Below are 12,725 nucleotides of genomic sequence, written 5' to 3'. Positions count from 1 at the left end.
GATATGGAAACACAAAAGTTTAGTTATGACAACAGTATTGTCCGTGCGTTCCTTTATGCGACCTTAGTTTTCGGTCTTATAGGATTTACGTTCGGGCTTACGGCGGCATTAATGCTTTTTTACCCTGAATTGCCGGAATTTATATTCGGTACTGATGATACAACCATCAAGAGTCTTGCATCAGGCAATATTCAAGGGTTAATAAACACTCATGGTGCATTTGGTTTTGGTAGGATCAGAATGCTTCATACCAATACCGTGATCTTTGCATTCGTATGTAATATCGTTTACACCGGTATTTATTACTCATTACAGAGATTATTAAAAACAAGAATGTACAGTGATACATTATCATGGTTACATTTCTGGACTTGGCAGTTTATGATCGTTGCTACGTTCGTTACCTTCTTTATGGGGATCAATACCTCAAAAGAATATGCTGAACACGAGTGGCCGATCGACATATTGATTGCTTTCTCATGGATCATTTTCGGGATCAATATGTTCCTGACGATTTCAAAAAGAAGAGTAAGACACCTTTATGTAGCCATCTGGTTTTATATCGGTACATGGATTGCTGTGGCAATGCTACACATCTTCAACAACCTTGAGGTTCCTTTATCTTTCACAGGCTGGAAATCTTATTCAGCATATGCAGGGGTAAAAGATGCTATTGTACAGTGGTGGTACGGTCACAATGCAGTTGCATTCGTACTGACAACTCCGGTTCTTGGTTTGATGTATTACTTCCTTCCGAAGGCAGCAGACAGACCGGTCTTCTCTTATAAACTGTCTATTATTCACTTCTGGTCATTAATTTTTGTCTATATCTGGGCTGGTCCTCACCACCTTCAGTATACAGCTCTTCCTGCATGGGCGCAGGCTGTGGGAACTGGTTTCTCTATCATGCTTATCGCACCGTCTTGGGGAGGAATGCTAAACGGACTTCTTACGCTGAGAGGAGCTTGGGATAAAGTAAGGGAAAACCCTATCCTTAAGTTTTTCGTAGTGGCAGTTACATGCTACGGTATGGCAACTTTTGAAGGTCCTCTTTTAGCGACTAAAAACATCAACAAAATTGGTCACTTTACAGACTGGGTTATCGGTCACGTACATTTAGGAGCTCTTGGATGGAATGGTTTCATGGCATTCGGGGTTATCTATTATCTGGTACCGATTATGTGGAGAACAAAACTTTGGTCTGTAAAATTAGCTAACTGGCATTTCTGGTTAGGGACATTAGGAATTATTTTCTATGCAGTACCTATGTATATTTCAGGATTTACCCAAGGATTAATGTGGAAACAGTTCAATCCAGATGGTACATTGATGTACAAAAACTGGTTGGATACAGTTACTGCGATCATTCCATACTTCAAAATGAGATTCTTAGGAGGTCTGTTCTATATTTCAGGATCTATCCTAATGATCGTTAACGTCATTGCTACGGTAAGAAAAGGTTCATTCCAGAAAGAAGTTCCTGCTGAAGCACCAGCGTTGGCTAACATCGGAAACAAACGTAAAGAAGGAGAAGGTACTCACCTATGGCTTGAAAGAATGCCTGTATTATTAGGTATTTTATCTTTCATCACCATTTCAATCGGTAGTTCGGTAGAGATTATCCCTACCCTTTCTTTAAAGAAAAGTGTACCTACGATTTCAGCAGTAAAACCATATTCACCTCTTGAATTGGAAGGTAGAGATCTTTATATCCGTGAAGGATGTAATGCCTGTCACTCTCAGATGGTAAGACCATTCAGGGATGAAATTACAAGATTCAACGGTAAAAACGGACAATATTCGAAAGCCGGAGAATTTGTATATGACAGACCATTCCTATGGGGTTCTAAGAGAACAGGACCGGATTTACATAGAGAAGGAGGGAAAAACCCAAGTTCTTGGCATTACAAACACATGTACAACCCAAGATCTACGTCTGCCGGTTCTATCATGCCTCGTTACCCTTGGTTAATTGCAACTAACCTTGACAGAACTAAGATGGTTGACAAAATGAAGCTAATGAAGAACGCATTTGATGTTCCTTACACTAAAGCTCAAATAGACTCAGCCAATGCATGGGCAGACAACCAGGCAACAAAAATTGTAAAAGATATCTTCTCTGAAGCGAATGACCTTAAGACAGCATATGCTAAGAGACCTCAGGGAGAACTGGAGAAAAAAGAGATCGTAGCGCTTATCTCTTATCTTCAGAGACTAGGTACCGATATCAAGACGACGGAAATAAAAACAGCAAGTACTAACTAAACATTAAAAGGTTCACATGATTCCTCAGAACTTTAAAGATATATTATCCAATACAGAAAACGCTGGTTTATACCAGACGCTGGCTCTGATTTTCTTTATGCTATTCTTCGTAGCTCTGGTAATCTATGTTTTTAGCAGGCCTAAAAAATATTACAAAGAGGAAGAAGAGGCGCCGCTTGGGGATGATGAGGATGACGATTTTAATTTAAAAAATTAAACTATTTATTATGAAACAAAGAACACCTGTTGTTGTAAACATCTTAATAATAACTGGACTTCTGATAGTTTTTTATTATTTGTTTGTACAGAGCTACTCGTTTCTAGCTTCACCATACTTCTGGGGAACTGTAGTGATCAGTGCTATTTTAGCCTACATCCACAGTGCCATTGGAGATTTGATTGAAAACAATAAATTCAAGAAATTATCTCCGGAAGAGAAAGCAGCTTATTTAACAGAGAAAAAGATCCCTTTCCTGAGAAGAATGTACGATGCTGCATTCAAAAAGCAATCTGAAACGGAAGAAAAGGATATCCTTATCGACCACGGTTTCGATGGCATTATGGAATTAGATAATCAACTTCCAAAATGGTGGGTAGGATTATTTTATTTTGGGACTGCTTTTTGTATTGTATATATCGCAGCTTATTCTTTCACAGATTTTGCTCATCCGTTGAGCGAATATGAGCAGGAATATAAAGAGCAGATGGCAAGTATTGCAGAATATGAAAAGTCTCAGCCGCCTATCACTATTGAATCAGCAAAGTATTCAGCTGATAACATTGCGGCAGGTGAAGAGGTATTCAAAACCAACTGTGTTTCTTGTCACTCTGATGGTGGTAGAGGGGGTATCGGACCCAACCTTACTGATAACTTCTGGCACAATCAACCTGAAAAAACATTATTCAAAAATGTATTCCACGTTGTAGAAAATGGGGTAACAGGTACAGCAATGCAGGCTTGGGGTAAAAATGGGGTATTAACAGGGACTGACATTCAAAATGTTGCCGCTTATGTTTACCACATCAATCAGGAGCAGCCACCAATTACTCCTGCCCAGGGAGGGGCTACACCGTATGGTGATGAAGCACATTGGGAAAAAGAATAATTTAAAAAATTAGAAACATATGAAAAAACATAATTTGTTATTAATAAAAAAAGTAACGAATTATGTTTTTTCTTTTTTAAACACATTACAAAGATGTCAGATATAGAAGAAATAGAAGTACGCGGCGGACAGGGACAGGTTCTGGACCCTGAAACTTACAGAGATTCTATCGGGACAATGGAGCAATCCGGTAAGAGAAAGTGGGTATTTCCCAGAAAACCAAAGGGGAAATACACCAACTATAGAAACCTTGTAAGCTATGCTTTATTAATTATTTATTTTACAGTGCCATTCATTAAAGTCAATGGCAACCCTTTCTTTTTATTCAACGTTATTGATAGAGAGTTTTTCATTATTGGACAACCCTTTTATCCTCAGGACTTTTTTATCCTTACTTTAGGTGCGATCGCATCTTTAATTTTTATTATCATTTTTACGATTGCGTTCGGAAGAATTTTCTGCGGGTGGATATGCCCTCAGACAATTTTTATGGAATCGATTTTCCGTAAAATTGAATATCTTATTGAAGGTGACCGAAACAAACAAATGAAGCTGGACAGACAGGAGTGGAACAGCGAGAAAATCTGGAAAAGAGGTTTAAAATGGACAGTTTACGCTATTATTTCCCTGATAATCACGCACTTTATGCTCATGTACATTGTAGGGTACGAGGAAATATTAAGAATCATCTCTGAAGGGCCTTTTGCCCACCCTACCAATTTTATCGTTATGGTTCTGTTTACCTCTGCATTCTATTTTGTATTTGCATGGTTCAGAGAGCAGGTTTGTACCTTGGTCTGCCCATACGGAAGATTACAGGGTGTTTTGATTGATAAAGATACCATCAATGTTTTCTATGATTTCAAAAGAGGAGAAAACAGATCAAAATGGAGAAAAGGGGAAGACCGTAAAGCAGCAGGAAAAGGAGACTGTATCGACTGTCATCAGTGTGTGGTCGTATGTCCTACAGGAATTGACATCAGAGACGGACAGCAGCTGGAATGCGTTAACTGTACCGCATGTATTGATGCCTGCGACGAGGTCATGGAAAAAGTAGGTCTTCCGAAAGGACTGGTAAGATATGCTTCAGAGAACGAAATTGAGAATCAGACCGAGTTCAAATTTACAGGAAGAATGAAAGGTTTTGCGGTGGTTCTTGTTTTACTGGTTGGATTCTTAGGGTTCCTTCTTTACAGCAGAGGAGAGATGGAAGCAAAATTCATTAAACCTGCGGGAAGTACTTTTTTTGTACGAGATGGTAAAATCACCAATACTTACAATTATACCTTCCTAAATAAAACCAACGAAAAGAAAATTGTTACGATAAAAGTAGTTGAGCCGGCTCATGGTGAAATTATATACAGTGCGTCCAGCAAAATCCAGGTAGATAGAGATAAAATTTCGAAAGGAACCATCAACATCAGCTTTCCTCAAGAAGATATGAAACTTTCAAAACAAAATATAACCATTGGAGTTTATGATATGAAAGGCAAGCTTGTCGATTCTTATCAGACCTACTTTGAGGGACCATTCAAATTGCAATTCTAATTTTTAAGGAATGTCTATGATTTTTAAGACATAGACATTCTCAATTACTATAAAAAAACAAAAAAATCCGGAAGAAATGAAAAACTTTAGTTGGGGACACGGTGTTGTAGTCGCATTATTTGCATTCATTGTTTTTATATTATCCATGTTGTTTCTTTTCCCGAACGGGCAGAAGAATTCTGAAATGGTCACCGATAATTATTACGAAGAAGAGCTTAAGTATCAGGATGTGATTGATGCTAAAAAAAGAGCTGATGACCTGCAGGAAAAACCGGTGTACAGCCAGGAAAAATCCGGAATTAAGATTGTATTCCCAAAAGAATATAACAATGCCAATACTACGGTAAAATTTGTTTTAAACAGAACCGACGACCAGAATCTGGACATCAAAAAACCAGTTCAGCTTGATGCCGCACAGTCTTTTATAATCCCTGCACAGGTATTAAAAGTAGGAAACTACACCCTGAGACTGATGTGGACAAAAGACAAAACAGACTACAGAATGGATTATGATGTGATATGGAAATAGGACTCATTTTATCGGCCATCGCACTAGGTTTTGCTTCCGGTTTTCACTGTATCGGAATGTGCGGTCCTATTGCCCTGTCGATGGGATTAACCAAAAAGCAGGCCGCCAACTTCTATCTTCAGAACCTTACCTATCAGTTCGGCAGAATATTCACCTATTCTTTATTGGGTGCACTTTTGGGAATTATCGGACAGGGGTTTGAAATGGCTGGCTTTCAGAAATATCTTACGATTACTGCAGGAGTTCTTCTGATTATTATGGCTGTATTTTCATTTGGCGGAAAAGATTTTGCTTCAAAAATTCCTTTCCTGTCCAAATTTTTATATTCTGTAAAGTTAAATCTGGGAAGACTTCTTCAGAAAGCGGATTACCGTTCGAGATTTACAACAGGGGTTCTGAATGGCTTTTTACCGTGTGGAATGGTTTACATGGCTCTTACGGCCAGCCTCGCAGGAGGCGGAATATGGCAGGGAGCTTCATACATGGCTTTATTCGGCCTGGGAACCCTCCCGTTCATGTTTGCTGTAGTTTTAGCCGGGAATCTAATGAATCAGGCCTTCAGAGTAAAGGTTTTAAAAGCCGTTCCTGTCATCATGATTATTTTGGGAGGATTATTCATTCTGAGAGGTCTTGAATTGGGAATCCCTTATGTTTCTCCAAAAGCAGAAGCAATGACCATTTCAAAGGATCATCAGGACGGTTCTCACATTAATAACAATTGTCATTAAGGACAATATTATTTTACAGTAGACTGACTGTCTGAATTTTTTAGATTTAAGATAATTCTTTATAGTATTTAATTGCTTTTTGTTTAAGTTCATGGGTGGACCATTCCTCCCACTCTCCTGTATAGGGATCATAACCACATTTTAAAGGTTTAGATACATCAAGCCTACTTTCATTTAAGTCCGGTTGTTCGGTATAAGCTCTACAATCTGTACATATATAACGAAATTCACAATCCTTACACACCGCAATATCATCTTTTGTAATATTCCAATATTGGTTAAAATTTTTATGCCTGATGGCTTCGTCTAAAGTGATATCCTTTATATTCCCAAAGCTTTGAGGCATTGCCGGACAGTTCTTTATATTCCCATTGATATCTACTGCTATTTTCTTGTTAAGACAAGAATTATGATTGATTGCTTCTAACACTTTGGGAAGATTTGTCTGGAAATGATCAGGTGATATACCGCCACAAAAACTAAAATTCGTATATTTTTTTTGAGAAAATACTACTTTACCATATTTTTTTCTAGATCCCATGGTCATTTTTGGAGGTGAATTAAACAAAAATAAAGAGCTAAGCCTTTCAAATTTTGTACTTAATTCTGAGATACTATGCTCATCAACACCAACAGAATATTGGGAGATGATTTCAACTGAATGTATAATCGTATTGTCAAACATTAATCTTATCAGGTCAAAATCATCAGGATTTAAACTTTCATAGCAAACCAACGCTACAAACTTACAGCCTAGTTTTTCAACCTGAGTAATCACTTGTTTTAAGAAAGGTAATTCATCTTTTTTAATTTCAATAATTATATTTGAAATCCGATCTGGATTTTGATACCGCAGATCTAAGTCGATAAACATATCAAACTCTTCTTTGCTGCAGTAAAAACCATATTCTTCCTGGAGCAAAAAATTCAAATATTCATCCAATATGGGTTTGTTTTCTTCACCATAGTCTTTATAAATTGAAACTAAACTTTCTTTTCGGTTAAGTCTTTCAATAATATCAGCTAAAGAATTCGGTATAAAATCAGAATTTTCTCTCTGAATATCGCTGATAACAGATTTTGTATACCCTCTTGTCACTATACAATTTGTATAGACTCTAAAATAATTATGCTTCATTTTTCTATTCGTAAAATAGGCTTATAGAAATTTTGAACATCTAGTTTTTGCGTATTATAATAACTTGATGAAATTTTTCTTTCAGTCTTTTTCTGCCGTTTGATTCGTTTAAACTCTAATTCCTGGAAAACAAGGGGTAATTCGTTGTGATTATCTTCTATTTCCTTTATAATATCGTCAAGCTTATTTTTCTGTTTCATAATCGTTACTTAAATGCAATGCAATTTCTTTTTCCAAATGATAATTACATGGAAATGAGACCATATCAAACTGACCAACAGGATTAACTTCTAAAAAATAGAATATATTATCTGTTGAATAGAGTAAATCTATTGAGCCGCTTTCCAAAGAAATCCTTTTCATAAGCGTATCAATCATTTTCTCAATGGATTCAGGAAGCTTGAAAGGCACTGTTCTATTGGGCACATCATTATTATATCTTCTAAAATCTACCTGAGTTTTACTATCTCCTTGCGAGAGAATGGCCATACTCCAGCATTTTCCAAGAAGATAAAATGTTCTGATCTCAATCTTTTTTTCAATATACTCCTGAATGAAGGAAGTGTTGAAACTCTTTATACGATCCTTTTGTAAAATTTTTGTGTAAGAATCAATATTCAAATTATTTATACTCCCTAAAAAACCTGGCGTAACTGGCTTTGTAATCGTTTTTTTATATTTCTTCTGGCTTAACAGCTTATTATCGATGTACGATTCCGGAATCTTCAGGCCGATTTCTTTTGCAATATCATTAACAATTAATTTATTTACATTGGCCTTACCATAAGAATTAATTTGTCTTTTATCTGATAACTTATACTGAAGATATTCATGCAAAACATTCTTGTTGTGTGATAGATACGAATTGAATTGAGGGACTTTAAGTTTCTTAAACTGCCCAACAGAAATAAATCCTCTTCTGTACCAGACTGCCTGTATTTTGTCTACGTCAATCGTAGTCTTTCCCATCTTAATAAAAGTTTTTGAATCAACGACAGACAGTTCACACGCATCAGAATCATTGATCCTAAACCACTCTACCTGAAAGTAAGCCAACCAATCGATCACGATATTAGTTGACCAATCATATTCATCCGAAATTATTAGTATCATATAGAAAAAAGACTACCAAAATGGTAGTCTATTAAGTTTAAAGAAATCATCTTAACACCCTGACCAGCACTCAGTTCCCAGCAAATGTCCATCTTCATCATAAGTATATAAAACAGAGTCTGAACCTCCAGTTGAGCGTGTTGTTGGGCGGATAATTCTTTTTCCTCCGGCAATTGCCATCATAGAAGTTCTAGAAATTTTTTTTCCTTTGATTTCTTTTTTGAAATCTGCTAATGATTTTAAATTTTTCATAGTAATTTTTATTATTTCGAATAAGTCATCAAAAACCAACCAATCAAATAGATTCATCACAATAATGCAGCCGCGACAATTACATTAATCGCAATTTAAAACTAATTTGAATAAATATTATTCAAGACTTATCCCGTTTCTTTTTCAAATGTATTAATTAATCCAATACATCAATGTAATTTAACAAAATTTAACATTTGATTAAAATATATTTTATTGAATTAAATTCAATAAAATATATAAAAAATTAAGGTATTATATGAAAATATCATTTTCTACAATAAATAAAACAAAAATTACCCACTATTTCTAAGACATGATTAAAACACTTTTTAGTGTCTTAGTGAAGTTTTTCAACCTTCAAAGTACTGTTTAATTAAAGAAATATAGACAAAGCATGTCATCTGAAAATGTAAAAAAGTAATCATTAGAAAGGCATATCTTTGCATTCTGTTAGATTTGGAATTATGAAGAAAACGATCCTCTTTTTTTTAATCAGTTTTTTTATACTGCAATCCTGTAGTATAAATTCTGAAATTGTCTATCACAAGGATACAGCCTCCACTTCTGTCACAGATATTGATATGAAACAATTCATTGCTGAAATGAAGGCCATGACTCCCGACTCTCTGAAACAACAGAAAGAATTTGGAGAAATGGATAAGCTTCCCACGGTTTGGACCAGTATTTTTGACATACAGAAAGAGGAAGGAAAACTGAAGACCCAAGACCCGGACTCCATCAGAATCATGAAGAAAATATTCATGAAAACCAATAAGGAAAACAATGAACCTTCCGGTTTTTCTTTAAAGATGGAACACTTTACCCAATCAGACCATCAGTTGCTAAAAAGCTACAACAAAAAGGAAAAGCTTCCGTTTGATCAGAATATTTTCAACAACTGGGACGGAAAAACACTGACGATCAATACCGAAAATTTTAATCTTAAGACTATTGAAGAGGCCCTCAAAAGCAAAGCTTCAAAAGAGGAAGCTGAAAAAGTAGAAGGAATGATCACTATGTTCTTCAAAAGCATTGGAACTACCCTGAAATTTGAAAATAAAATAATATCGATCTCAGGAAAACATGACTGGGTGAAACAGATGGATAATTATACCGTCAAAATAGATTACGACCTCAAGGCCATGTATGACAAGGAAGTAAAGCTAAAAAATACGGACAAAGAAATTGTAATCGTTACAGAATAAAAATTGCCGGCTGAAATTTCAGCCGGCAATTTTCTTGGTATTTGTTTTGTAATATAACTAAAAACAGAAAAAACTTAGCAATGATTAAACAGATGAAGTTTTTATGGGCAGCCGTTCTTCTGATCATCCTTCAGTCCTGCTCTATCAATACAGAAACCACCTATTATAAGGATGCTGCCACCAGTATGAAGTCTAATATCCTGATGGACAAAAATATAATGGGAATGATGAGCATGATGGGATCAGACCCAAAGAAATTGAGCGAACTTGATAAACTGCCGACTGACTGGACCAGTCTTTATACGGTTCAGAAGCATGGAAAAGTAACCTTGAATGAGGATTCTGCGAAGGTGCTGAAAAAAGTCTATATGAAAGTAGACAAAGATAAAGACGAGATCGTTGGTCTTTCCCTGAAATATGACAAACTCATGCCTTCAGAAATCACTCAACTTCTGGCGAGTGACAAACGCCTTAAAAAGATTCCTTTACAGGATATCGCCGTATGGAATGGTCAATCTCTGATCATTAATACAGATCAATTTAATTCTGATGGTATCCTTAAAATGCTTGAAGAAAAAGATTCAGAAGAAAAAACGGTTCCTAAAACCAAAAGTGACTCTATTGAAGCCTACGGAAAGCAAATGGCTTCCGGAATGGCCGGAATGCTCAGAATGTTCAATCTTACCTTTACCAACACGCTGAAGTTTCAGAAACCCATTAAAAATATAGAAGGAAAGCATGATTTCGTAAAGCAGGTCGATAATAAAACCGTTCAGATCACCGTAAGATCCAATGATCTTGTTGATGGCAAAAATCTGATTAATAAAGATAAAAAAGTAATCATTACCACAGAGTAATTTCAATACACGGAAATATATAATAATCCCCTTCCAAAAATGAAAGGGGATTATTTTTTTTCACAAAATAGTATTCTAGTTAATCAGATCAAATCTCGCATATTCTGCGATTTTTTTAGGAATTCTGATTCCTTCTTCAGTCTGGTTATTTTCAAGCAAAGCTGCCATAATTCTCGGAAGAGCCATTGCAGAACCATTTAAAGTATGTACCAACTGCGCTTTTCCGTCTGTTTTGAAACGGCATTTCAGACGGTTTGCCTGGAAGGTTTCAAAATTAGATACAGAGCTTACTTCCAGCCACATTTCCTGAGCAGCACTCCATACCTCAAAGTCATACGTCATTGCAGCAGCAAAACCGGTATCTCCTCCGCAAAGTCTTAATACTCTGAACGGAAGTTCCAGATCTGTAAGGATCTCCTTGATATGTTCTACCATTTCCTCTAATGCAGCATAAGAGTTTTCAGGCTTTTCAAGTCTTACGATCTCAACTTTTTCAAACTGGTGAAGACGGTTCAGGCCTCTTACATGAGCTCCGTAGCTTCCCGCTTCTCTTCTGTAACATTGAGAGAAAGCCGTATTTTTGATAGGAAGATCTTTTTCTTCCAATAGTACATCGCGATAAAGATTCGTGACAGGAACTTCAGCTGTAGGAATCAGATACAAATCATCAATACCAATATGGTACATTTGCCCTTCTTTATCCGGAAGCTGTCCTGTTCCGTAGCCTGAAGCTTCATTCACAACGTGAGGAGGATTGACCTCCATATATCCTTTTTCAACGTTTTTATCTAAGAAATATTGAACCAAAGCTCTCTGAAGTCTTGCTCCTTTACCCAAATAAACAGGGAAACCGGCACCGGCAATCTTCACTCCCAGTTCAAAATCAATCAGGTTATATTTTTTGGCAAGTTCCCAGTGAGGAATAGCGCCTTCTCCAAGGCCTTCCACATCATGAGACTGGTAAATATTCTCGTTGTCTTCCGCAGAAGATCCGTTCTTTACCAACTCAAAAGGAACGTTTGGAATCTGGTATAAAATATCCAGCAATGCTTTTTCCGTCACCTCTAGCTGAGCCTGCAATTCTTTACTCGATTCTTTGTACTGAGCTGTTTTAGATTTTGAGGACTCCGCTTCTTCTTTTTTTCCTTCTTTCATCAAAAGACCAATTTCTTTGGAGATTTTGTTGATTTCGGCAAGTTGGGAATCTAATTCAAACTGAATTCTTTTTCTTTCGTCGTCAGTAGCGACAGCATCGTCTACCAACCCAAGATTCTTGAATTGTCTTTTTTGAAGACCTTCTAAAACGCGCTCTTTATTGTCGCGTAAAAAATTGACTTGTAACATTGTATTTAGATGTTAAATATTAGATGTTAAACTTAAATACTAAGCTAACAGTTTTACAAATTTAGAATTATTTTATGATAGTAAAGGTATTAATCGAATTTGGTGCATCAGCAGCTTTCGAAAATACGGGCTGACCATTATAAAGCACCTCTGAAACCTGAAATAGTGACGGCGTCCAGCGGTAATGAATTTCCATCACATCAGTAACCGTGACTATCTGATTGTTTACAGTTCTGCTGAAGGAAAAAGCCAAATCTGAACGGTAGGTTTTATTTTCCGGACTGATCGAATCTTTTATAATTCTTCTTGCTCCACTCAGATATTCAAAATAATACAATGAATCTGTGGTCATTCTCAGGGGGACAGATACTGGAGCAAGATCTGTTAATCCATTAATATCATTGACAGAATAGGCAGTATATGATCCGGCCTTTTTAGGGTTCATCAGATCCTGTCCCACACTGTTTCTCACATCGAAGTTCATAATCTGATCAATCCTCTGTAAAGAATCGTCATCACTTCCACATGAAACTGTTAAAAAAAGGACAGCAATAAGTTTAAATATGAAAATATGATTGAGCTTAAATTTCATCTTCTGTAATTTTCAATAATCTTTTTTATGCAAATGTATAATTAT

Annotated in this window: 13 protein-coding genes; 8 read left to right on the top strand and 5 right to left on the bottom strand. The window is 36.3% G+C overall.

Features of this window, described 5'->3' with window-relative positions; genetic code table 11:
- The first annotated feature begins 3 nt into the window (after positions 1–3).
- The 6 genes from ccoN to BUC06_RS02065 all read left to right on the top strand — a co-directional run bounded on the left by ccoN (position 4) and on the right by BUC06_RS02065 (position 6,176).
- On the top strand, positions 4–2,265 hold the full coding sequence (ccoN, locus tag BUC06_RS02090; protein ID WP_073329029.1) for a cytochrome-c oxidase, cbb3-type subunit I: 2,262 nt from the start codon (positions 4–6) through the stop codon (positions 2,263–2,265).
- A 16-nt stretch (positions 2,266–2,281) separates the two neighbouring features.
- Entirely contained in the window at positions 2,282–2,482 is a 201-nt protein-coding gene (locus BUC06_RS02085) for a cbb3-type cytochrome oxidase subunit 3 (RefSeq protein WP_062652071.1), read from the top strand.
- Between the two features lie 10 nt (positions 2,483–2,492).
- Entirely contained in the window at positions 2,493–3,371 is an 879-nt protein-coding gene (locus BUC06_RS02080) for a cbb3-type cytochrome c oxidase N-terminal domain-containing protein (RefSeq protein WP_073329027.1), read from the top strand.
- A gap of 93 nt (positions 3,372–3,464) precedes the next feature.
- Positions 3,465–4,919 carry a cytochrome c oxidase accessory protein CcoG gene (gene ccoG, locus BUC06_RS02075; protein WP_073329025.1) on the top strand — a complete coding sequence of 485 codons (1,455 nt, stop codon included), beginning with the start codon at positions 3,465–3,467 and terminating at the stop codon, positions 4,917–4,919.
- 76 nt (positions 4,920–4,995) lie between these two features.
- A complete protein-coding gene (locus BUC06_RS02070) occupies positions 4,996–5,448 on the top strand; it encodes a FixH family protein (protein ID WP_073329022.1) in 453 nt (150 codons plus the stop codon).
- Positions 5,439–6,176, top strand: coding sequence for a sulfite exporter TauE/SafE family protein (locus BUC06_RS02065; RefSeq protein WP_073329020.1), 738 nt, complete (start codon positions 5,439–5,441; stop codon positions 6,174–6,176). Before BUC06_RS02070 ends, BUC06_RS02065 begins: the two co-directional genes overlap by 10 nt.
- Before the next feature lie 46 nt (positions 6,177–6,222).
- On the opposite strand, the gene gwsS is transcribed toward BUC06_RS02065, so the two are convergent.
- From gwsS to BUC06_RS02045, 3 genes are all read right to left on the bottom strand, one after another.
- Complete coding sequence (gwsS, locus tag BUC06_RS02060; RefSeq protein WP_073329017.1) at positions 6,223–7,314, bottom strand: grasp-with-spasm system SPASM domain peptide maturase; 1,092 nt, start codon at positions 7,312–7,314, stop codon at positions 6,223–6,225.
- A 183-nt stretch (positions 7,315–7,497) separates the two neighbouring features.
- The gene (gwsG, locus tag BUC06_RS02050) at positions 7,498–8,427 is read right to left on the bottom strand and encodes a grasp-with-spasm system ATP-grasp peptide maturase (RefSeq protein ID WP_073329012.1); all 930 of its coding nucleotides are present in this window, start codon (positions 8,425–8,427) and stop codon (positions 7,498–7,500) included.
- A gap of 51 nt (positions 8,428–8,478) precedes the next feature.
- Complete coding sequence (locus tag BUC06_RS02045; protein WP_073329009.1) at positions 8,479–8,679, bottom strand: hypothetical protein; 201 nt, start codon at positions 8,677–8,679, stop codon at positions 8,479–8,481.
- A gap of 584 nt (positions 8,680–9,263) precedes the next feature.
- Here BUC06_RS02045 and BUC06_RS02040 point away from each other — a divergent pair.
- Positions 9,264–9,887: a hypothetical protein gene (locus tag BUC06_RS02040; protein ID WP_228423602.1), complete on the top strand. Its 624-nt coding sequence runs from the start codon at positions 9,264–9,266 to the stop codon at positions 9,885–9,887.
- Between the two features lie 92 nt (positions 9,888–9,979).
- Positions 9,980–10,744, top strand: coding sequence for a hypothetical protein (locus tag BUC06_RS02035; protein WP_139263262.1), 765 nt, complete (start codon positions 9,980–9,982; stop codon positions 10,742–10,744).
- Between the two features lie 75 nt (positions 10,745–10,819).
- On the opposite strand, the gene serS is transcribed toward BUC06_RS02035, so the two are convergent.
- Positions 10,820–12,088 carry a serine--tRNA ligase gene (gene serS / locus BUC06_RS02030; protein ID WP_073329001.1) on the bottom strand — a complete coding sequence of 423 codons (1,269 nt, stop codon included), beginning with the start codon at positions 12,086–12,088 and terminating at the stop codon, positions 10,820–10,822.
- A 67-nt stretch (positions 12,089–12,155) separates the two neighbouring features.
- The gene (locus tag BUC06_RS02025) at positions 12,156–12,680 is read right to left on the bottom strand and encodes a hypothetical protein (RefSeq protein WP_073328999.1); all 525 of its coding nucleotides are present in this window, start codon (positions 12,678–12,680) and stop codon (positions 12,156–12,158) included.
- Positions 12,681–12,725: the final 45 nt, after the last annotated feature.

This window comes from Chryseobacterium carnipullorum (assembly GCF_900142785.1).
Lineage (GTDB): Bacteria > Bacteroidota > Bacteroidia > Flavobacteriales > Weeksellaceae > Chryseobacterium > Chryseobacterium carnipullorum.
This window is presented reverse-complemented; position numbering and strand designations above follow the sequence as displayed.